The organism is Microvirga thermotolerans, assembly GCF_009363855.1.
GTDB classification, from domain to species: Bacteria; Pseudomonadota; Alphaproteobacteria; order Rhizobiales; family Beijerinckiaceae; genus Microvirga; species Microvirga thermotolerans.
In genome coordinates, this window is the sequence record NZ_CP045423.1 from 2,760,478 (window position 1) to 2,780,227 (window position 19,750).

At 70.6% G+C, this 19,750-nt stretch carries 27 protein-coding genes; 5 read left to right on the plus strand and 22 right to left on the minus strand.

Annotated elements, in window-relative coordinates; translation table 11 throughout:
- Positions 1-72: 72 nt before the first annotated feature.
- The 4 genes from GDR74_RS13060 to GDR74_RS13075 form a co-directional block, all read right to left on the minus strand.
- Positions 73-3,942, minus strand: coding sequence for a baseplate multidomain protein megatron (locus GDR74_RS13060; protein ID WP_152586709.1), 3,870 nt, complete (start codon positions 3,940-3,942; stop codon positions 73-75).
- Positions 3,943-3,961: 19 nt separating this feature from the next.
- A complete protein-coding gene (locus tag GDR74_RS13065; protein ID WP_152586710.1) occupies positions 3,962-4,384 on the minus strand; it encodes an NlpC/P60 family protein in 423 nt (140 codons plus the stop codon).
- 40 nt (positions 4,385-4,424) lie between these two features.
- Positions 4,425-5,315, minus strand: a complete 891-nt coding sequence (locus GDR74_RS13070; protein WP_152586711.1) for a DUF2163 domain-containing protein — start codon at positions 5,313-5,315, stop codon at positions 4,425-4,427.
- Between the two features lie 83 nt (positions 5,316-5,398).
- Positions 5,399-6,037 carry a DUF2460 domain-containing protein gene (locus GDR74_RS13075; RefSeq protein WP_152586712.1) on the minus strand — a complete coding sequence of 213 codons (639 nt, stop codon included), beginning with the start codon at positions 6,035-6,037 and terminating at the stop codon, positions 5,399-5,401.
- Positions 6,038-6,119: 82 nt separating this feature from the next.
- Between GDR74_RS13075 and GDR74_RS13080 the strand changes: the two genes are divergently transcribed.
- Positions 6,120-6,362: an HP1242/YdcH family protein gene (locus GDR74_RS13080; RefSeq protein WP_152586713.1), complete on the plus strand. Its 243-nt coding sequence runs from the start codon at positions 6,120-6,122 to the stop codon at positions 6,360-6,362.
- 3 nt (positions 6,363-6,365) lie between these two features.
- Here the strand turns inward: GDR74_RS13080 and GDR74_RS13085 are convergent, their stop codons facing one another.
- Positions 6,366-6,836, minus strand: coding sequence for a phage tail tape measure protein (locus GDR74_RS13085; protein WP_425486926.1), 471 nt, complete (start codon positions 6,834-6,836; stop codon positions 6,366-6,368).
- Here GDR74_RS13085 and GDR74_RS18635 point away from each other — a divergent pair.
- On the plus strand, positions 6,835-7,317 hold the full coding sequence (locus GDR74_RS18635; protein ID WP_425486927.1) for a hypothetical protein: 483 nt from the start codon (positions 6,835-6,837) through the stop codon (positions 7,315-7,317). The two genes, GDR74_RS13085 and GDR74_RS18635, sit on opposite strands and share 2 nt — an antisense overlap.
- A 45-nt stretch (positions 7,318-7,362) precedes the next feature.
- Here the strand turns inward: GDR74_RS18635 and GDR74_RS13090 are convergent, their stop codons facing one another.
- From GDR74_RS13090 to GDR74_RS13115, 6 genes are all read right to left on the minus strand, one after another.
- Positions 7,363-7,563, minus strand: a complete 201-nt coding sequence (locus GDR74_RS13090; protein WP_152586715.1) for a rcc01693 family protein — start codon at positions 7,561-7,563, stop codon at positions 7,363-7,365.
- Positions 7,560-7,907 (minus strand): gene transfer agent family protein, encoded by a 348-nt coding sequence (locus tag GDR74_RS13095; RefSeq protein ID WP_152586716.1) that lies wholly within the window; start codon positions 7,905-7,907, stop codon positions 7,560-7,562. Before GDR74_RS13095 ends, GDR74_RS13090 begins: the two co-directional genes overlap by 4 nt.
- A gap of 14 nt (positions 7,908-7,921) precedes the next feature.
- Complete coding sequence (locus tag GDR74_RS13100) at positions 7,922-8,332, minus strand: phage major tail protein, TP901-1 family (RefSeq protein ID WP_152586717.1); 411 nt, start codon at positions 8,330-8,332, stop codon at positions 7,922-7,924.
- A gap of 33 nt (positions 8,333-8,365) precedes the next feature.
- Positions 8,366-8,776, minus strand: coding sequence for a DUF3168 domain-containing protein (locus tag GDR74_RS13105; RefSeq protein WP_152586718.1), 411 nt, complete (start codon positions 8,774-8,776; stop codon positions 8,366-8,368).
- Complete coding sequence (locus GDR74_RS13110) at positions 8,773-9,108, minus strand: phage head closure protein (protein WP_152586719.1); 336 nt, start codon at positions 9,106-9,108, stop codon at positions 8,773-8,775. Before GDR74_RS13110 ends, GDR74_RS13105 begins: the two co-directional genes overlap by 4 nt.
- 142 nt (positions 9,109-9,250) lie before the next feature.
- On the minus strand, positions 9,251-9,811 hold the full coding sequence (locus tag GDR74_RS13115) for a head-tail connector protein (RefSeq protein WP_194164535.1): 561 nt from the start codon (positions 9,809-9,811) through the stop codon (positions 9,251-9,253).
- Between the two features lie 21 nt (positions 9,812-9,832).
- Here GDR74_RS13115 and GDR74_RS13120 point away from each other — a divergent pair, with 21 nt between their 5' ends.
- Together GDR74_RS13120 and GDR74_RS13125 are read left to right on the plus strand one after the other, a co-directional pair.
- Positions 9,833-10,570 carry a S1 family peptidase gene (locus GDR74_RS13120; RefSeq protein WP_152586721.1) on the plus strand — a complete coding sequence of 246 codons (738 nt, stop codon included), beginning with the start codon at positions 9,833-9,835 and terminating at the stop codon, positions 10,568-10,570.
- An 85-nt stretch (positions 10,571-10,655) separates the two neighbouring features.
- The gene (locus tag GDR74_RS13125) at positions 10,656-11,465 is read left to right on the plus strand and encodes a S1 family peptidase (RefSeq protein WP_152586722.1); all 810 of its coding nucleotides are present in this window, start codon (positions 10,656-10,658) and stop codon (positions 11,463-11,465) included.
- 18 nt (positions 11,466-11,483) lie between these two features.
- On the opposite strand, the gene GDR74_RS13130 is transcribed toward GDR74_RS13125, so the two are convergent.
- The 8 genes from GDR74_RS13130 to GDR74_RS13160 all read right to left on the minus strand — a co-directional run bounded on the left by GDR74_RS13130 (position 11,484) and on the right by GDR74_RS13160 (position 16,515).
- Positions 11,484-12,722, minus strand: a complete 1,239-nt coding sequence (locus GDR74_RS13130; protein WP_152586723.1) for a phage major capsid protein — start codon at positions 12,720-12,722, stop codon at positions 11,484-11,486.
- A gap of 80 nt (positions 12,723-12,802) precedes the next feature.
- Positions 12,803-13,000, minus strand: coding sequence for a hypothetical protein (locus GDR74_RS13135; protein WP_152586724.1), 198 nt, complete (start codon positions 12,998-13,000; stop codon positions 12,803-12,805).
- A 109-nt stretch (positions 13,001-13,109) separates the two neighbouring features.
- Complete coding sequence (locus GDR74_RS13140; RefSeq protein WP_152586725.1) at positions 13,110-13,658, minus strand: HK97 family phage prohead protease; 549 nt, start codon at positions 13,656-13,658, stop codon at positions 13,110-13,112.
- The gene (locus GDR74_RS18225; RefSeq protein ID WP_194164536.1) at positions 13,658-13,810 is read right to left on the minus strand and encodes a hypothetical protein; all 153 of its coding nucleotides are present in this window, start codon (positions 13,808-13,810) and stop codon (positions 13,658-13,660) included. The genes GDR74_RS13140 and GDR74_RS18225 overlap by 1 nt, the downstream gene beginning before the upstream one ends.
- Positions 13,807-14,007, minus strand: a complete 201-nt coding sequence (locus GDR74_RS13145; RefSeq protein WP_152586726.1) for a hypothetical protein — start codon at positions 14,005-14,007, stop codon at positions 13,807-13,809. Before GDR74_RS13145 ends, GDR74_RS18225 begins: the two co-directional genes overlap by 4 nt.
- 204 nt (positions 14,008-14,211) lie before the next feature.
- Positions 14,212-14,601 (minus strand): cupin domain-containing protein, encoded by a 390-nt coding sequence (locus GDR74_RS13150; RefSeq protein WP_152587767.1) that lies wholly within the window; start codon positions 14,599-14,601, stop codon positions 14,212-14,214.
- Between the two features lie 140 nt (positions 14,602-14,741).
- Positions 14,742-15,143 (minus strand): VOC family protein, encoded by a 402-nt coding sequence (locus tag GDR74_RS13155; RefSeq protein ID WP_246179431.1) that lies wholly within the window; start codon positions 15,141-15,143, stop codon positions 14,742-14,744.
- A gap of 163 nt (positions 15,144-15,306) precedes the next feature.
- Complete coding sequence (locus GDR74_RS13160) at positions 15,307-16,515, minus strand: phage portal protein (protein WP_152586727.1); 1,209 nt, start codon at positions 16,513-16,515, stop codon at positions 15,307-15,309.
- Positions 16,516-16,656: 141 nt separating this feature from the next.
- Here GDR74_RS13160 and GDR74_RS13165 point away from each other — a divergent pair, with 141 nt between their 5' ends.
- A complete protein-coding gene (locus tag GDR74_RS13165; RefSeq protein WP_152586728.1) occupies positions 16,657-17,046 on the plus strand; it encodes a DoxX family protein in 390 nt (129 codons plus the stop codon).
- 18 nt (positions 17,047-17,064) lie between these two features.
- Here the strand turns inward: GDR74_RS13165 and GDR74_RS13170 are convergent, their stop codons facing one another.
- The 3 genes from GDR74_RS13170 to GDR74_RS13180 form a co-directional block, all read right to left on the minus strand.
- Entirely contained in the window at positions 17,065-18,381 is a 1,317-nt protein-coding gene (locus GDR74_RS13170; RefSeq protein WP_152586729.1) for a DNA-packaging protein, read from the minus strand.
- Positions 18,326-18,886, minus strand: a complete 561-nt coding sequence (locus GDR74_RS13175) for a hypothetical protein (RefSeq protein ID WP_152586730.1) — start codon at positions 18,884-18,886, stop codon at positions 18,326-18,328. Before GDR74_RS13175 ends, GDR74_RS13170 begins: the two co-directional genes overlap by 56 nt.
- A 177-nt stretch (positions 18,887-19,063) precedes the next feature.
- On the minus strand, positions 19,064-19,588 hold the full coding sequence (locus tag GDR74_RS13180; protein ID WP_152586731.1) for a DUF1772 domain-containing protein: 525 nt from the start codon (positions 19,586-19,588) through the stop codon (positions 19,064-19,066).
- Positions 19,589-19,750: the final 162 nt, after the last annotated feature.

Sequence of the window (19,750 nt, forward strand, 5' to 3'; positions counted from 1 at the left end):
TGCGATTAAATGACGTGACGTCATCCAGAGCAAGCGCGATCTTCCGGCCGAAGGGACCCGACCGCGCCGCCGTCACGACACCGGCACGGTCACCGTTCGCTCGAAGCCCCGCCCCGCGACGGCGCTCACCTGGACGATGCGCAGGCTGAGGAACGCCTGCGGCCCACCGAAATCGGCGATCTCCTGCTCCGCCGCATAGAGGGCCGAGGGCTCGCCGCTCGTGAGCGTGCGCCTGAGGGACGAACCCTCCATCACGTCGATCTCGTAGCGTTCGAACGCCTCGCCGAGCGGGACCTCGGCCATCTCCCACGAGTCGCCGTCGCGCCGGGTGCGCCGCACCCACGACAGGCGCACGCCCCCGGTCTCCCTCCTGGCCCTGACGTGAACGGGAGCGAGCGGCTTCAGGGCCTCGCGGCCCGCCGTGGCCACGATTTCGACCGCGGAGGGATCCGCATGGTCCCGTCCCGCCGGCGCGATGCGGTAGACGAGGCTGCGCCCGAGGTCCCCGAGATCGTCCGTGAGGGGCACGACCGCCTCGTCGAGGCGGACGACGGCCGCCCCGGCGGGGACGGTCCGCCCCGCCGCGTCCTCGCTGCCGCTCAGGCCCCGCAGAAGACGGGACAGGCGGAAGCGGCGCTCGCCGACCATCTCGGCCCGGGCGGCGGAGAGGATCTCCCACCGCCCGTCCGCTCCCCTCACCGCGAAGAGGTTGCCTCCGGCCAGCGCCTCCTCGTCGTCGACGGCGCTGAGGCTGCCGGAGGAGATCTCGACCTCGAAGGACGCCAGGGGATCCCAGCGCCACAGCGGGCCCGGGCCGAGTTCCGACCGGGTGACGCCCACGAGCGCCGGCAGGTCGAGATAGCGGTGCACCGCGAAACCGCTCCCGTTCGCGGAGCGCCACACCGTCATCGCGCTCGGCCAGGGATAGGCCGCGACGGCGAGGTGCTGGAGCGGCGTCGGATCGGACGGGCTCGCGGGCAGGTCGAGAACGGCGGCCCACGGCTTGCCGGGAACGGGGGGCGGGCGACGGGGCGGCCGCGCCGCCGGCGCGCCCGGCGTCTCGAACACGGCGGGCTCGACCGCCCGCGATGCGACCTTGCGGGTCGGCCCGTCGGCGATGCGCAGGATCCTGTGGAGCTTCGGCCCCGCATCGGTGGGCAGCGCGACGATGTCGCCGGGCTCCAGGTCGATGCGTCGGGGCGACAGCTCGAATTCGGCGCTCTCGCGCCCGGCCCAAAGATCCTGCAGCCATGCATCCGCCAGGCGCTGCGCCTCGGCGCGGCGCGTCACGACGGCGCTGTCCGCGCGGGCCTCGCGGCGGCTCACGCCCGCGAGCCTTCGCGATGCGACGGCGGCACGGCGGTAATCCCCCTCGCCGTCCGTGTAGCCGATCTCCACCTGCTGGGGCAGCTCGGTCTCCTGCGCGCGGGTGAGCTTGAGCCCGGGCTCCTTCTCGCGCAGGACCAGTTCCTCCGCGGGAAGGGAGGCGACGGCGCGGCCGCCCCGCCCGCGCCAGAGAATGCCGCCCCCGCTCGCCACCCCATCGACCCCGAAGAGCCGCATGAGGGGCTCGAGGGCGCCGCGCGCGGACATGGGACGGTCGATCACGTAGCCGTCCACGAAACCGTCGACGGGCAGGGATTGCGGCGCGGCGATGCCGAAATCCTCAAGGATCGCCACGATGAGCCTGTCGAGGGTCGCGCCCTCGATGCGCCCCGTGATCCAGTGGCCCGTCTCCCAGTTGCCGCCGTCCGCCCAGACGGAGGTGAAGTCCGGAAAGGCGGGGAAGGGCCGCGCGTCCCAGGCCCAGACGAAGATGCGCCCCGGATCGACCATGCGCCCGCCATAGACGGACGAGACGGGGTTGAACGCGGACGCGAAGCCTTCCAGCGCCGGGTCGAAGCGCGAGAGGATGGCTTCGAGCCCCCGCGCCTGCGCAAGGTCGTCGCGCACGCCCCGGGAAAACGGCGGATAGGCGGACTCGGAGGATTTCGGGTCGGGAAACACGTTGGGGCCGTTCGGACCCTTGTCCACGGCGGGAATGCCGATCTCCGTCAGCCAGATCGGCTTCGACTTCGCCCGCCATGCGGTGGTGCGGACCTCGACGCCGCCGACGCGCTCCACGTGCGGGTTCGACCACCAGGACACGAGATCCTTGGCGCGGTAGATCCAGGGCTTTCCGTAGGCGCCGTCCGCGATGGGCGTTCGCCGCTGCGCATTGCGGTCGGAGGCGTTCGCATAATACCAGTCGAACGCCTCGCCGCCGCCGAGCCTGTCGCGGAGATAGGCGACGTCGTAGGGGCTGCGCGCCACGGCGAGATCCGCATGGTCCGGGCCGTCGCGCCAGTCGGATATGGGCGGATAGTAGTCGATGCCGACGGCGTCGACGGCGGGGTCCGCGAAGAGCGGATCGAGAGGGAAGCGCACCTCGTCGCCGCCGTCCAGCACATGCGCGCCGTATTCGGTCCAGTCCGCGGCATAGACGATCTTCGTCCCGCTCCTCAGGATCGCGCGCACGTCGCCCGCGAGCGCCTTCAAGGCATCGACGGCGGGATAGACGCCGGATGCGGCGCGCACGCGGGTGAGGCCGACGAGTTCGCTGCCGAGGACGAAGCCCTCGACGCCGCCCGCCTCCTCCGCGAGGTTTGCATAATGAAGCACGAGGCGGCGGAAGCCCCAGCTCCTGTCGAACCATTGCGCCACCTGCGCCGCGGCGGCGGCGGTGCCGTCCGGCGAGCCGGGAGTGCCGGGCGCGGGATGGCATGTGATGCGCCCCCGCCAGGGATAGGGCGCCTGCCCGGTCCCGCCGTAAGGGTCCGGCAATGCATTGCCGGTGGGAACGTCCATCATGACGAAGGGGTAGAGCACCACCTTCAGGCCGCGCGCCTTCAGCTCCCGGATAAGGCGGATCACCGTCTCGTCGGACGGGGTGCCGCCATAGGCGGGCGCGCCGTTCACCTGCGAGACGGGTCGCGCCTCGTCGCGCGAGAGCCCGGCGACGGACCACGCGGCGCCGTCCGTCTGCTTCGTCGTCGCGTCGACCCGCGGCTCGATGGTGCAGGAACCGGCGCGGAGATCGCTGCCGAACCAGCTCACCACCAGCGACACGCGCTCCAGGTTCGGGCAGAGCGCCTGCAGCGCGTCGAGGGAGGCGTCCACGTCCGTCGCGCGCTGGAGCTGATGGCGGTTCTCGGGTTCGCTCGCGCCGAGGCCCAGCACCTTCGTCACGGGCAGATCGCGATAGCCGAACTCGGTGGCGCCGGGGATCAGGCACACCGCGCGCACCATGCGGTTCAGCCCGTCCACCGGCCGCACCACCTCGAAGGAGAACTGCGGCACCCGGTTGCCGTAATCGGCGAGCGGCATGCGCTCGAACACCACATAGGCCAGCCCGCGATAGGCGGGCGCATTGTCCGCCCCCTCCTTCGCGACGATGAGCGGGTCGGGCGGCTGCGTCTCGCTGCCCCGGTGGACGCGCATGACGATGGCGTTGAGGTCGATCTCGCGCCCGTCTGCCCAGACGCGCCGGATGAAGGCGATGGGTCCTTCGCACAGGCCGACGGCGAGATTGGCGAAGTAGGAATAGGTGACCGTCTTCGTCTGCGCGCCCTTGCCGCCGACGCTCTTGCCGCCCTGGGAGCCGGAGCGCTCGGACCGGGTGTTCGCCACCTCCTCGAGGCGCGTCGCCCAGATGAGCTGCCCGCCGATGCGGGCGCGTCCGTAGACGCGGGGGATCGGCGCGCCCTCCGTCGAGGTGAGCCCGTCGATCTCCTTCAGGCGCGGCCCCTCGACGACCTTGCCTCCTTCGGAACCGCCGAACAGGGCATTGTCGATGGCAGCCCCCGCGAGCCCGCCGAGCACGCGGCCGGCCATGGCCCCGAGGGGACCTGCGACCATGCCGCCCACGACGGAGCCGACGGTTTGCAGAACGATGGTGGCCATGGCGGTCCTTCACGAAGGGTCAGACGGGAAAGCGGAAGACATGGGCGAGGTGGCGGCGCCACCACGGACGAAAGGCGACTTCGGCAACGCATGCCCCGTCATGGGCATGCACCATGGTTCCGGGAGAGGTGGCGATGGCGCAGTGCTTGGCGGGCAATCCTTCGCGCCAGCGGAAGAGCAGCACGTCGCCCGCCGCGACGGCGTCGCCGTCGGTCTCGACGAGATGCCGGCGGGCGGCCATGAGCAGCCTTTCGCCGCCGGCCTCGGCCCAGTCGGGCGCGTAGGGCGGCGGCAGCTCCGGCTCGGCCCCCATCGTCTCCCGCCAGACCCCGCGCAGCAGGCCGAGACAGTCGCAGCCGGCACCCTTCACGGAAGCCTGGTGACGGTACGGCGTGCCGATCCACGAGCGTGCTGCGGCGACGATGACGGTCGGTGAGGGCATGATCGGAATCCGTGCGTGAAAACGAAACGACGAGGCCGGATCACCGGAAGAAGCTGCCGCCGTCGAGGCCCGGCTCTCCCTGACGCGGCATGCGGATGATGAAGTCGTTGCCCGGCATGTGCGGGAAGCCGCGGAAGTTGACCGCGTTCCTGAACTTGTCGCGGCAGGTGGCGTGGGTCTTGTCGCAGCCCGCCGTGACGCGGAACGTGTCGCCCACGGCGATGGCCTGCGGCGCGCGCTGCCACAGGTCGAACTCGTCGGTTCCGCCGACCGCGCGGTGCACCTTCACCTCCACGGACACGCCCGCATTCGCCCCCGTGAGCCATGTCAGGCGCCCGCCCGTGCACCAGCCGTCGGCGAAGCCGATGCCGGAGGCGGCGACGGCGAGCGTCCCGTCCGTGCGGGTCACGGTTCCCGTGTCCGAATAGGTGGAGGACGAAAGGGAGATGCCGCACCGCGCATCGCCCAGGTCCGCCGAGCAGGTGGCGCGGAACAGGCGCCCGCGCTCCTCGTCGAGCCGGTGCATGAGCCCCCTCACCTCCGCAACGAAGCTGCCGTCGGCACGGCGGATCTCGCCGATGGAGCCGATGTCGAGGAGGAGCCGCTCTTCCACATTGCCCCAGTTCACGAGCCAGGTCTCGACGCTTGCGTCGTCGTAGAGGCCCGATGCGATGTCGTCCTCCGTGAGACCGGCGGAGAAGAGGGCGCCGGACACCTCCCCTCCTCCGACCGCGAAGCCGAGCTCCGAGGTCGCCTCCGCCGCCTCGAGGCCCGAGCGCGCGGCGAACACGGTGCCGCCGAAGGCGAGGTCGCGGTCGTGGTCGGTGAAGCCGAAGCTCAGCCCGTCGCGGCGCGTGAGCTTCCAGCAACGGCACAGGGTCGTCGCCCCTTGCGCGAGATGGGCGGCGAGACCGGTCGGAATGGTTCGCATGGGATGCTTTCGAGCTTTCGGGCATCGGCCCGCCACCCCGGGGCGAACCCGGAATGACGGGAGAGAGGCCCGGAGCGAGGGGATTACGGCACGATCTCGATCAGCGGGATCTGCGGAATCGCGCCGGCGTCGAAGGCGGACAGGTCGATATCGAGTTCGTCGGTATCGAAGCGCACGGGCACGTCGAAGGCGAACCCGGCGGTGATCGCCACGCCCGCGGCAGGCGGCGCCGGAAACGACACGAGGCCGGTGGTCGGGTCGCAGGAGAAGCCGGGTCCCGGCGCCTGCTCCACCCCGTCGAGGGCGACGCGTACGGTGGCCCCGTCCGGTTTCGCGATGATGCGCCGGTATGGATCCTGACCCGTTCCGTAGGTCTTGACGAGCCGGAACTGCCGCGTGGCGCCGTCGCCGGTGCCGATGTGCTGGTCGAGCGGCGTCGGCAGCCGCGAGGGCGGGCCGGAGCGCCAGTCGGTGCGGTCGCGGAAGCGGAAGCCGATGAGGCGCCCCCGCCGCTCCTCGAAGAAGGCGATGACCGCGTGCAGGGCATCGATGCTGCGCACGCCGAGACCCGCATCGTACCGGCGGCGGGAATGGGCCCACCGGCTGTTGCGATGCTCGCGGCCGGAGGCGAGCGTGACGATGTCGGTGCGCCGCACCGGCCCGCCCCGGCTGCCGAGGCTGACGTCGAGGGGAAAGCGCACCTCGTGAAAATCGGAAGGCATGAGCGCTCCTGAACGAAATGAAACGGAAGCGGGCGCGTGGCGTTGTCGTAGCGACGCCTCATGGGCAAGGAGATCGCACGCGATGACGATGACCCCGAACCTGGCCGACGACTTTCCCGGCCAGGCCGACCGCATCCACCGGCTGAAGACCGGCAACGCGCATTTCGCCCGGCTCTACGACGAGTACGACGAGCTCAACCGCACCATCCAGCGCGTGGAAAGCCGCGTGGAGCCCACCACGGAGGACGTGGAGGAGGAGCTGAAGCGCCGCCGGGTGAAGCTCAAGGACGAGATCGCGGCCATGCTGGCCGCCGAGAAGGACTGACCCCTACATCCCCCGCTGCCCGCGCGCGACGGCGCGGGCCAGGGCGGCCGAGACCTGCGCCTCGGACCGGCGGAAGCTCTCCGCGTCCGGGGTCGTGACGTTGACCGTCACCGAGAGCGGCCGCCCGCCGCCCCCGGCCCGGACGCCGAGCTTGCCGTCCGGTCCCCGGGCGAGCGGCATGACCGCCTCCGCCCCCTTCTCGCCCATCACCCCCAAGCCGCGCCCCAGCGGAAAGTAGGCCGGCGCGCCGACGACGCCCCCCTGGGCGAAGGGCATCACCATCCCGCGCGAGAACACGCCGCCCTTCGCGAAGGGGGCAGGCGCATCGGCGCCCCCGCCGAAGAGGGAGCCGATTCCCTTGAACAGGCCTCCGAGCATTCCCCCGAGATCGAGCGGCGCCGCGCCGCCCATGCCGCCGGTCATGACCGACTTCGCAGTCTGGCTCAGGGCGAGCTGGAGGGGGGCCAGTGCCATGCGCAACCCTGTTTCCACAAGAGACTGGCGCAGCGACTTCAGAACGCCGTCGAATTTCTTGCCTTCTGCAACATTCTTCGCAAAAGCATTGCTGAGGGATTCACCGAATTTGTCGGAGAGGCCGATGAGCGTCTGGAGCTGGCGTTCCCTATCCTTGTCCGCTTCCGACTTGGAAGAGTTATCCGCTAACGCATCGTTTTGCTTGACCATCTTGAGGGTCCTTTCCGTCGTTGCCCTGCCGCCCCTAACCTTGTCGGGCTGCAATACGGCGCCTCGGCCGGATCTTGTCTTCAATCGCAACGGATTGTCCGCTCAGGACATGTCCCGCGCCAATGCCGAGTGCAATCTCGAGGCAGAAAAGGCCGCGATGCAAGCAAGGAACAGTGTGACGGCAGGTGAGACCTGGCGAAAAATTTTCGTGCTGTGCATGGAAAGCAAAGGCGCCCGGTATGTCGGGACCTCCGCCGGAATCCGCATGTAACGCAGAGTAAAGTCGCAGTCCCCGAAGCATCGCGAACGCACCCTCTCACCCATCCGGAAACGCCTCCATCAGCCGCCTGAGATCGCCTCGCCCCGCAGGCTCCGGCATTCTTCCTCCGCACACTCCTTCGAGCGCCGCCATCACCTCGCGCGGGGTCGCGCGCCAGAACTCCGCCGGGCTCCACCGCAGGAGGCCGAGGCCGAGCCGCATCGCGTCCTCCCAGGGGAAGGGCTGCGGCCCGCTCATGCATCCTGCGGAAGCGGAGGGTTTTGCGGCGGCGCCTCGCCGCCGAACGTCGTAAGGAGCAGATCCGCAACGGCCTGCGCCACCGGCCCGATGCCTTCATGCAGGGGAAGGGCCGCTGCCGCGGCGTCGCTCATGTCGTGCCCTCCTCCGCGCAGGGCCGCGCCGAGGATCGCAAGAAGGTCGCGGCTCGACAGGCGGCCGCTGCCGAAGCGCTCCGCCAGGGCCGCGAGGTCCTGCACGCCGAAGGCTTCCTCCAGCTCGGCGAGCGCGCCGAGGGTGAGGCAGAGCGTATAGCGCCGCCCGCCGAGGTCCAGCGCCACCTCGCCACGTCGTCTGTTCGCCATGGTGCCGCCTCCGCTCACAACGCGACGAAGCTCAGCTGCCCGGCGGATTCGAAGGCCATCTCGAAGGTGACCTCGCCCGCGTGGTCGCCGCGGTATTCGAGGCTCGTGATCTGGAACGGCCCCTCGATGCGGCCGAAATCGGGAATGACGATCTGGTAGGTCAGGATGTCGCCGTCGAAGAAGACCTGACGCATGCGCGCGTCCGACGCCTCGTCCTTGAACACGCCGGCTCCCGTGATGCCCGCCCGGCGAACGCCGGCGCCGGCGAGGAGCTCGCGCCAGCGCCCGGTCGACTCCGCGTTCGTCACGTCGACGGTTTCGGCATTGAAGGCGATCTGGCGGGTGCGAAGGCCCGCCACGGTGACGAAGCCCGCGGCCCCGTCGGCGATCTTGATGAGCAGGTCCTTGCCCTTCTGTGCAGGCATGGAAGATCCTTTCTCGCGTGAGCGCAATCGGTTTCAGAACACCTCCGTCACGGCGCGAAGGCGCAGCGTGACGCGGGTGAGCCGGCTGTCCCTGTCCCGCACGGAGGAAAGCTCCGTGACGCGCAGGTTGACGAGACGATGGCCGTCGAGGGCAAGCGGCGCATCGTCGAGGATGTCGGAGAAGCGCTCCGCGACGGCGAGCGCGTCGCGCGCGCTCCCCCGCTCGCTCCAGACCACGATGCTGAGGGTCTGCTCGTGGCCCCGGTCCGTGTCGGTCGACCAGTCCTTCGCGGTCACGTCGCCGAACAGGGCATAGACGGGAGCGGCGGCCCGGGGCGGCTCGTCGTGGAGGCGCAGGACCCCGCCCATGAGGGAGAGAAGCGTCTCGTCGCCCTCGGCACGGTCGAGGATGGCGCGGCGCAGGGCGAGAACCGGGCTCGTCATGGCTTCACCTCCTCCACGAGGCACACGAGGTCGCGGCGCGCCCCGTCGGGATCGGCGGCGGCGCGGATCGCGAAGCGGCGCGGGCCGGCAGTGAGCCGCATCGCGCCCGTCACCCCGTCGCGGTAGCGCAGGGTGATCCGGTGCGTGAGCGCCTGCTCCGCCCGTCCCGCGCGCTGGCGCTCGGTTCCGGAGATCATCTCGATGGCGCCCCAGACCTGCGGGCCGGGCGCATAGGAGCGGATCACGCCGCCGAAGCCGTCCGGTCGCTCCAGGGGCAGCTCGAGCACGAAGCGGCGCGACCGCGCGCCGATGGGAATGGGTTTGGTTTTCATGGAGAGAAACGAAAAATGGCGAGGTGAGATGCGGAGCCCGGGCGGTCCCGCGTCAGTCCGGACGCGTCTCCGGCTCGGACCCGCCCCAATGGGCACGGCGCCGGACCGAGTGCGGCGCCCCGCAGCGGGCGGTGGGGAGAGTCTAGATCCGCGCCCGCCGGAACGGCGCGACCAGGGCGAGGGCTTCGGGCGGCAGGGCCTGCGGGCCGGCCACGTCGCCCCGGCTCTCGAACCAGCGCGCCACGAGGATCTTCACGGCGAGCCGCAGGGTCGCGGGCACGTCGTCCGGCGTTTCGCCGTAGCCGACGCGCAGGTCGATGGCGATGCCGTTGTGCACCTTGCCGGGCTGCGGCATCCGGCGGAACAGGATGCGCGGCGGATCGCCCAGGGCGTCGCTTTCGTAATCCCCGGGAGACAGGCTCTCGGAAACGCCGGAGGCGTCGTAGACCCGCACGCCCTCCACGGCGAGGAGCGGCGAGACCGGCAGGAGAACGGCGCCGCCCTGCGGCCAGCGGTGCAGCATGAGCCGCCAGCGCTGGGCCACGAGGATGCGGCGGGCGCTCGCCTCCACCATGAGCCGGGCAGCCTTGACGAGCCCGCCGATCAGGCCGTCCTCCGCGTCGTCGTCGACGCGCAGATAGGCCTTCATCTCGGCCAGCGGGACGGGCTCGACGGCGGGGCCGTCGACGAGTATCGGAAACATCGAACGGGAATCCTTCATGTCATGAAACGTGTCATCGCCGCGCTCCTCGTCACGGCCGCCACGGCGACGGGCGCCCGGGCCATCGTGGGCGGCGCGGAGGACGAGGGTGTCCTCGCCCGCGCGAGCGTGATGGTGCTGAGCTCCAACGGCGGGGTCTGCAGCGCAGTCGTGCTCGCGCCCGACGTGGTGCTGACCGCCGCCCATTGCGTCACGGGAGCGGACGAGCACCGGGTCCATTTCCGGGACGAGGCGGGCCAGCCGGTGCTGATCCCGCCGGCCGCGAAGGCGGTGCATCCGGGCTACGAGGCGAAGGCCGTGGAGGCGCGCAAGCGCTCCATCGACCTCGCGCTCCTTCGCCTGCCCGAAAAGCTGCCCGCCCGGTTCCGGGCGGCGCCTCTCGCGGCGGCGCAGCCGCGGGCGGGAGACGCGGTGACGGTCGGCGGCTACGGCCTCTCCCGCGAGGGCGAGCCGAAGACCACCGGCACCTTCCGCACCGCCGCCCTGACGACGGTCGAGCCTCACGGCCCGAGCCGGATCCTCCTGTGGGCGCAGGGCAAGGGCGCCATGGGCGCCTGCCAGGGCGATTCGGGCGGCCCCATGGCCTTCGGGGAGGCGGTTGTGGCGGTCACGAGCTGGTCGTCCCCCGCCGGGGGGCGCGGCTGCGGCGGCATCACCCAGGGCATTCTGCTCGGCCCGCAGAAAACCTGGATCGACCGGACGCTGACGGGCTGGGGGCGCACCGCCCGCTGGAACGAATAGGCGGACAGGACGTCTCACTCCGGCGGGATTTGCCCCCTCGCCCACTCCCCTTGCGTCAGGCCTTGCCGCATCCCAAAGTCATTCCATGCGCTTCACATCCCTCACCGGCGCGGCCGCCGGACTTCTCCTCCTCCCGATCCTCGCCTTTCCCGCCCGCGCGGTGGTGGAAGGCACGCCGCTCAGGGAACCCGACGGGCTGCGGCGCTCGGTCGTGGCGGTGGAGAGCAGCAGCGGCGAGTTGTGCTCCGGCGCCCTCGTGGCGCAGGACCTCGTCCTCACCGCCGCCCACTGCATGACGGACCGGGCGGCCTACCGCATCGTGGCGGTCAACCGGGCATTCAAGCCTCAGGCGGTGCGGGTGGCGGCGATCGCCGTCCATCCGACCTTCGTGCCCGGAACGACGCCGCGCACGCAGCCGGGCGTCGACCTCGCCCTCCTCAAGCTGGAGCGGCCGCTGGGAGCCGATTTCGGTCCCTTCGACCTGCGCCAGGCCGAGGGAATTCCGGAGGGCGCGACGGTGACCGTCGCCGGCTTCGGCGTTCTGTCGGAGCGGTTGAAGAACTCCGCCCGCACCCTGCGCCAGACCGAACTCCTCGCGGTGGGAGCCGTGCAGGTCGCCAACCGGGTGGTGATCGCCGCCGACAGGAACCGTCTCGCGGAGACCGCGGGCGCCGGCGCCTGCCGGGGCGATTCCGGGGGGCCCGTGCTGACCCGGTCCCAGGGCGGCTACCGGCTCTCGGGCATCGTCAGCTGGTCGAGCGGCGCGCTGCGCACCAACGGGCCCAGCGCCTGCGGCGGGCTGACCGCCGTGACGTCCCTGGCGGATCACATGGGCTGGATCCGGCAGGCGACGGCCAGCCTCGACGGCATGGCAGGAAGCTGGACGCGGCGCTGACCGCGTCCGGCGGCATCGTCAGGCGGCGAACTTCAGCAGCTTGATCGCCGCATAGTCCTGCACGCCGCCGCCGACGCGCTTCGTGGTGTAGAACAGCACGTAGGGCTTGGCGGAGTACGGGTCGCGCAGCACGCGCACGCCCGCCCGGTCCACCACCAGGTAACCGCGCCGGAAGTCGCCGAAGGCGACGGCGCAGGCATTCGCCGCGATGTCGGGCATGTCTTCCGCCTCGACGACGGGGAAGCCCATCAGGGTCGCGGCCTGGCCGAGGCTCGCGGGCGGCGCCCAGAGATACTGCCCGTTGTCGTCCTTGAACCGGCGGATCGCGCTCTGCGTCTTGCGGTTCATGACGAAGGAGGCGTTCTGCCGGTAGCCGGCCTTGAGCGCATAGACGAGCTCCACCAGGACGTCGGAGGGGTTCGCCGCCGGGAAGCCCGCGCCGCCCGTGTGGACGGTGCCGAGGCGGCCCCACTCCCAGATCTCGTCCTCCACCGTGTCGACGGCGAGGAAGCCCTTGGGCTTGTTCACGCCGTCGCCGTTCACGAAGGCGGCGCCCTCCTGCTCCGCGAAGGCGGCCTCGACTTCCTCGGCGATCCAGCGGTCGATGTCGACCACGGCGTCGTCGAGGAGCGTCTGGGTCGCCGCGGGCATGGCGTAGAGCTCCATGGCGGGGAAGCTCATCTCGGACAGCGTCGGGCCGCTCGTCTGCGGACGGGGCGCGGTCTCGCCGACCCAGCCGGAGGCCGGGCCCGTGGCCGAGAAGGCCCGCTTGTACTGCCCGCCCGAGATCACCTTCACCGACGCGATCGCGCGGATGGGCGAGACGGCGGCGAGGCGGCGCAGCACCTCGCGCTCGACCGTGTCGGGCACGAGATAGCCCCCGTCGGGACCGCTGCCCGCGGACAGGGCCTTCTCCTCCAGCAGCTTCAGGCCGGCGGACTCGCCGCTGCGCATATAGGCATGGAAGGCCTGCTTGTGCTCCGCGAGGAACGGGTCGCGCGGAGCGTCGGCTTCGCCGCCGAGCGGCGGGCGGGAGCGCTCCAGGGACAGGCGGTCGATGCGGCGCTTGGCTTCGTCGAGGGCCGTGTCGATGCGCGCGAGCTTCTCCTCGGTGACGACGTCGCCGGTGAGCCGCGTCTCGATCTGGCCGAGGCGGGCATCGTTGGTCTCCTTGAACGCCTCGAAGGCGCGGGCGAACTCCTCGAAGGCGGAGGAGACGTCGTCGGAAATGGATTTGGTTTCGACGATGGACATCATGAGCAATCGTTGGTGTTGCGAGAGATGGAAAAAAGCCCGCCGGAAGGGCGGGCTTTCGGGTTTCAAGGGATCCTTCCGGATCAGCGGGTCGCGCGGCGCACCGTGCGCGTGACGGCGGGACCGGTCGCGGCACCGACCGCGCCGCCTGCAACCGCGCCGACGGGACCGGCCGCCGCGCCGACTCCGGCGCCGACGGCCGCGCCGCCGACCCGTTCCTGCGTGGTGGTGCAGCCGGCGGCCGCGAGGGCGAGAAGGGCGGCGATGGCGAGTGACTTCATGGCAGAATCTCCCGAATGAGCGGATGCCTCTTCCGCCCGTTCGCAGGGCGTGACCCGCAGCCTCCGCTCCTCCGCGGGCGTTTCATCAACGCCGACCGGCCCGACGGGTTCAGGAAAAGAGTCGCGATGCGGCGGAGCGGATGCGTCCGGCGAGGTCGCCCACGCCCGCCTCCCGCATATGCTTCACCCGCTCCACGCGCGCCCCCGGCAGCATCGGGAACGTCACGATGGAGATTTCCCACAGGTCGAGCTTCTCGAGGCGGCGCAGGCCGGTGGGCCGCTCGGCCCTGGCGCGCTCGACGCGGAAGCCGATGGACAGGCCGTCCACCGCTCCCTCGCCGAGCAGGGCATGGATCTCGCGGGCCCGCTCCACGGCGAGGTTGAGCCTGCCGCGCACCCTCAGGCCGCGGCGATCCTCGGCGATGGAGAGCCAGCGCCCGATGGGCTCCGAGGGATCGTGCTGCCAGAGCAGGCGGATGTTCGGGACGCCGCGTTTCCTCAGGCTGTCGGCGAAGGCGCCCGGCATGACCACGTCCTTGCCGAGATCGGCCACGCCGAACAGGCTCGCATAGCCCTCGAAGACGCCCTCCCCGTCGATGGCGCGCAGGGGCTCGGCGACGAGCTTCACCTCCCGCGCGATGGAGGCGGCCTGGCGCATCAGCGGGCTCCCTTGCGAGCGGACGGGCGACGCCCGGCATCGAGCTTTTCGAGCTGGCGCACGAAGTCGCGGAACACGAGCGCGGGGGCACGCCCCTGCGCCTCGCGCGGGACTTTCGGCTGGCGCACGGGACGCGCGATGGAGCGGATCATGACGGATCTCCCGAATGACGGCGGTTGAAGAGGGACAGCTCGCGCACGAAGGCGTCGAAGCGGCGGTTCGCCGCGAACAGGTCGCGAAGGGTCATCGCGAGCAGGGCGGAGGCTCCGCTCGCCCACACGAACAGGGCGAGATGAGCGAGATCGCCGCGGCTGATCACCGCCTCGGCGATGCGATCGAACAAGTTCATGGTTTGTTCCTGACAGAAATTGCACGTTGTGAGGGTCAGGAGACGCGGCAGGCGATGCGGAGGGAGCGATATAGGCTGGGACGGCGGCGGCCATTAACCAGTGCCTGCCGGTGCTGACGGCGCAAAGCCGTTCCACGGCATGAAGATCTCCAACGGGTGAAAACCGTGCTCCCGACGACGGCACCGGCAGCGTGCCCGAACAGACTATGCGGGCGGCAGGTCGAGGCCTTTTGGCAGCGAGATCCAGATGACGGTTTGCGCCTCCGCGGAATGGCGTGACAGGTGGCCCTTGCCGTGCGTGTCCTCCACCAACACGAAGCTCCCCGCCCGGACGTGGCGCACCTCTCCGTCGCTCGTCTCGTATTCGACCGAACCATCCAGTCTGACCGTCAGCACCGGCTCCGGGACCGTATGCCAAGCAACCTCGCGCATGCCCGCCGGGATGCGGGTGATGCGGACGCGGGACGCCGGATAGCTGCTTGTCACGTCGAACGGCACGGCATCGGGGTGCACCCACCTCTTCGTCGTCGGCAATTCGACTTCGTCGAAATGCGACTCGCCGTCCGGAGAGGCATAGATGCGCAGGCACTTCATTTCGGCCGATTCCTTCTGGTTCGGCATGCCGGAACGAAGCACGCCGACCACGACGGAAACGGGCAACATCACGGGTCCGGCGCGAGAGCCCGATCCGGGTTGCGAACGGAACCGCCCGTTCGAGCGGCTGAAGCCAGATCCTACGGCAGGTTGATCTGCCAGGACACGCCGAACCGGTCGCTGATCCAGGCGAACTGTCGGCTGAAACCATAAGCGCCCTTGGGCATGAGCACCTTGCCGCCCTCCGCCAGGGCGGAGGCGAGCCTGTCCAGCTGCTCCTCGCCGGTGCAGTCGACGAAGAAGGAAAAGGATGGCGTGAAGCCGAAGGCGTGCTTCACGAAGCTGTCCGAGCACATGACCGTCTGTCCCGCGATGCTGAAACTCGCCACCTTCACGGTCCCCTCCGGACCGGCCTCACCGGGCCCGTAATAGGTGGCGCTGACGATCTTCCCGTCCGGGAACAGCGAAAGATAGAAATCCATCGCTTCGGCAGCGGCGCCTTCGAACATCAGGAACGGGCGAACGGTCGTTTGCGTCATCATCCATCCTTCAGGTCTGGCCCGGTCGCTCGCACCACGCTGGCTCGCATCGGTCAGCGGATCCTTTAAGTCATGGCACGGACCGGCCTCCGAATCCACCCGCTATCCCGGCGGGCTTTCTCACGGCGCGGCTGGTGCGCCGCTCCTTCTCCGGCAGCCGGGATCTTCAGCTTGAAGGGCGGCCCATGCCGTCTCCCTGAAGCACTTGGACCCCACGCTCGCCGCGCCCGCGCCGTCCGTACCCCACCGCCTCGCGTCTCTCGTCGTCGGTGAGGAACGTCGCGGCGGAGACGCGGCGCCAGAGGCTTTCGCGCTCGCTCGCCAGCGCCTCGATGGCGTCGAGGTCGGGTTCGAGAACGAGCGGCTCGCCGAAGGCGGGCGCGAGCCACTGGGCGACGGCCTGGGCGGTGCGCCTCGCCAGCGGGATGACCGTCTGGCGGTAGAAGGCGCGGTTCGCCTCCGCGTAGTTGGCATGGGTGTTGTCCCCCGGCAGCCCGAGCAGCAGCGGCGGCACGCCGAAGGCGAGCGCGATCTCGCGGGCGGCGGCGGCCTTCGCCTCCACGAAGTCCATGTCCTTCGGCGACAGCGACAGGGGCTTCCAGTCGAGCCCGCCTTCGAGGAGCAGGGGACGGCCCGCATTGCCGGCGCCCTGGTAGTTTTCCGCGAGTTCCTCCTTGAGGCGGGAGAACTGCGCCTCGGTGAGCACGCCGCCGCCGACCACGAGGGCGCCCGAGGGGCGCGCCGCGTTGTCGAGAAGCGCCTTGTTCCACGCGCCCGCCGCGTTGTGGATGTCCAGCGCGGTCGCCGCCGCCTCCATGGGCGAGAGGCCGTAATGGTCGTCCGCCGGATGGAACAGGGTGAGATGCAGGACCGGCGGCACGGGATCGGACCCTTGCGCGAACCGGATCGTCCGCGCGCCCACCGTGTAGTCATAGGCCGCCGCCCATCCGTCCGGTCCCGGCACCACGCGCATGCGGTCGGGGCGCAGGGCGTAGAGCTCGCGCGGCGCGCCGTCGACGCTCACCGCCTCCACATAGGCGTTGCCCGACACCAGGAGATGGCCGAAGACGCTCTCCAGGAAGCGCTGCCCTCCCTCGCGCCCGTTGGGATGGGCGAGAAGGTCGAGGACCGGGTGCTCCGTCACCTCCCCTCCCCGCACCTTGAGGACGAGCGGGAGCGAGGCGGCCGCCTCGGAGACGAGCCGCACGGCCCGGTGCACCACGGCGTTCTTCTGGAACCCCTCGCGGGCGAGCGCCGCGTAATCCCGCGGCGTCCACACGGCCTGGCCGGCCACGTAGAACGCGACGGAGGACGGCACGCGCGAGGCCTTGGCCTCGGGCGGGGAACGGAACCATCGGGACAGCATCGTCAACATGAAAAACTCCGGCCCGCCTGCAGGCGGGCAAAGAAGGGTTTGCGCAACTTGCGTTGACGCTTCACATTTCGCGAGGCACCTCCGTCACGCTCCTCACGGAGGCGTCACCTCGAAGGTCAAACCAAAGAAAGTCCGAGCGACATGCGCGACATGCTTCTGTTGATCGGCCGCGTTCTACTGGCGGCGATATTCATCATCTCCGGCGTCACCAAGTTCTATGCGCTTGGCGCCACTGCCGGTTACATCGCGTCGAAGGGCCTGCCGGCTGCATGGCTGCTCGCGCCGGTCGCCGCCGTGGTGGAGGTCGCCCTCGGACTGGCCGTGGCGATCGGTCTGAAGACCCGCTGGGCCTCCCTGGCCCTGGCGCTCTTCACCCTCGTCACCATTCCGTTCTTCCACGACTTCTGGAACATGACCGGCGCGGACCGCAACGTGAACCAGATCCAGGCGATGAAGAACCTTTCCATGATCGGCGCCTTCCTGATCCTCATGGCTTCGGGACCGGGACGGCTTTCGGTGGACCGGGCGTGAGCGCCCCACGGGGCGCGCTCACAGCACGCGCACCCGCGGCTCTGCCGCCTCCCGCAGCATCAGTTCCGTAAGCGCCCAGACGAGGGCGTCCAGGCGATCCGGGGAACGGCCGCCGCTCAGGCCGCCGGGGCCGAAGTCGCACAATTCGTCCTCCAGTTCCGGGAAGACGCCCGCATGGCGCACCCGGCCCTGCGCGTAGAGCACGGAGACCGGCTCGGCGCGCAGGTACTTTCCCCGCATCGCGCGCACGCCAACGACAGGCGCGCCCGGGTCGATCTCGCGGATCACCTGCAGCGCCATGTCGCCGCCCTGGTTGGTTTCCACCACCAGGGCATCGGCCTCGAGGCGGCGGTAGAGCGCCACCGCCTTCTCGCCCCATTGCGGCGGCTTCAGCCCGGCGGCGGTCGCGTCCGCCAGCACGTAGGCCGTCCCTCCCTCGTCCACGCCCGCCGCGACGATGCCGCAGGCATCCGCCCGGCGGGACGAGGTGGCGGGCGGATCGACCGCGACGACGATCCGCGCCAGCGGCGGCGGCACCTCGCAGCGCCCGAGCTCCAGCCCCTCGCGGGTCCAGAGGGCGTCGGGCCGGTCCTCGACGATCTCGCCGTCCAGCTCCTGCCGTCCGAGCCGGGTGCCGGCGTAGCGGCCGACCACGGTCTCCAGGAAAGCGGGCGCGAGGTTCTCCGCGTTGTCGGCGGTCTTCGCCCGCGACACCGCCACGGAAGGATCCGCGAGGAAGCGCCTGAGCAGGGGAATCGGGCGCGGCGTCGTCGTCACCATCTGGCGCGGGTGCGCGCCCAGGCGAAGGCCGAACTGCAGCATGTCCCAGGTCTCGTCCGCATGCCGCCACTTGGCGAGCTCGTCCGCCCAGGCGGCCGCGAATTGCGGGCCGCGCAGGGAATCCGGATCCTCCGCCGAGAAGACCTGCGCCACCGCGCCGTTCGGCCATTCGAGGCGGCGCAGGGAGGGCGACCAGGTCGGCCGCTCGGAGCGCCCGTGCACCGCGAGGATGCCGGCCGGCCCCTCCACCATCACGTTGCGCGCATCCGCGAAGGTCTCGCCGATGAGGGCGATCCGCCCGAGCGGCGGCTGCGCGAAGCCGGGCTCGCCCAGGGCGATGCCCCGCACCCATTCCGCCCCCGCGCGGGTCTTGCCCGCGCCGCGTCCGCCGAGCAGGAGCCAGACGGTCCAGGGGTCGTGCAGACGGGAAAGCCCCGGCGGGCGCTGCGCCGCGCGGCAGCGCAGCGGCCAGTAGCGGAGCACGCGCTCGAAGTCGCGCTCACACCAGGAGGCCGTCGCTTCCGCGAGCCTCCTCCTCCGCCACAAGGCGCTCAAGGTGGCGAGCAAGTTCGTCGCCGAGTTCGTCAAGGGAGCGGGCGGGCCCCGCATCGGATCGCTCGGTGTCATCGAGCCTGCTGCTTTCCTGTTCCAGGAGGGCCTGCGCGGCGGTCAGCGTCCTGGCGTAGGACGCGAGCGTGCGGGCCGCCCTGTCGTGGTCGGTGGCCGCGTCCGGCCGGTCCTGCTCTCGGGCGAGTTCGTCGATCCGCGCCCGGGTGACGGCCATCAGCGCGAGGGCCGCCTGGCGAAGCCCCTGCGACGGAGAGACGGAAGCCTCGTCAAAGCCCGAGGCCGGCTTCTCCCCGGCCTCGCCGACCGCCTGCGCGGCGACCAGCGCCTCGGCCCGGGGCGGCCAGGCCCATTCGCGGCGCAGGCGCCGGAACGTGGTCGCCCCGACGCCGAGAAGGGCCGCGATGGATCGGACGGATATGGATGGCTGATGGATGTAGAGATCGTAGGCCCGCCGTTTCGCCTCGGCGGAAATGACAATGGTCGCGCTCATGAAGAACCCAACAAAAAACCGCTCCGGCGGAGCCGGAGCGGCGCTGAACCGACGTGGGCGACGGGGGGCTGTGTCGCTCGCACTTTGTCAGTGTTCACGTTTTGTACTCTAAGAGCGCACCGCTGTCAAGCCTGGTTTTCCCATGCCGACCGGGGCGCCCCCCCGTCGGCCCTCTCGTCAGGCCCGGAGAGAGCGGAATCCGTCCGGGTGCCGCGCCTCCTCCCGGGTCCTTTGCGTCCGGTCCGCGACCGCGGACAGGACGAGGGCCGTGAAGCCTGCGAGCTTGAGAACCGCGATGACGATGTGGCCTGTCTCCCAGCGGTTGCGCAGGGCGAAGAAGTCCGCGGGAATCGGGCCCGGTTGCCACGTGGCGAGTACCGCATTGACGGGGGCCACCACGCCGAGCCAGACGATGAGGCCGGCGAGGTAGAGTATCGTCCCGGCGAGCGCGAACCGGAAATCCGGCCTCTCCTTGCGAACCGCATAGGCGAGCGCCGCCGCGAGGAGAATCGAGCCGCCGTCGAGAGGACCGCCGAGCACGCCGAACAGCTTGTACTGGCCGTTGAACACGGTCGCCTCGCGCCACAGTTCCGGCGACCATACGGTCAGGCGCGGGAGGGCCTCGAGCAGGTGGGCGAGCGAGCCGCCGAGGCTCAAGGCGGCGATCACGAGGGTCAGGCAACGCAGCACGGACAGTCTCATGAAGAGGTTCTCCGGAATAGAGGCCGGGCAGGCGCGGCCGGACGGGGACTCAATGCGGGACGGCTCCCACGGTTGCGACGGATGGTGCACAGACCGTTCCGCCCGATGTTCGCCGTTTGTATCGCCATGCCCTGAAATCGGGATAAAATTTCACGTTTCCTC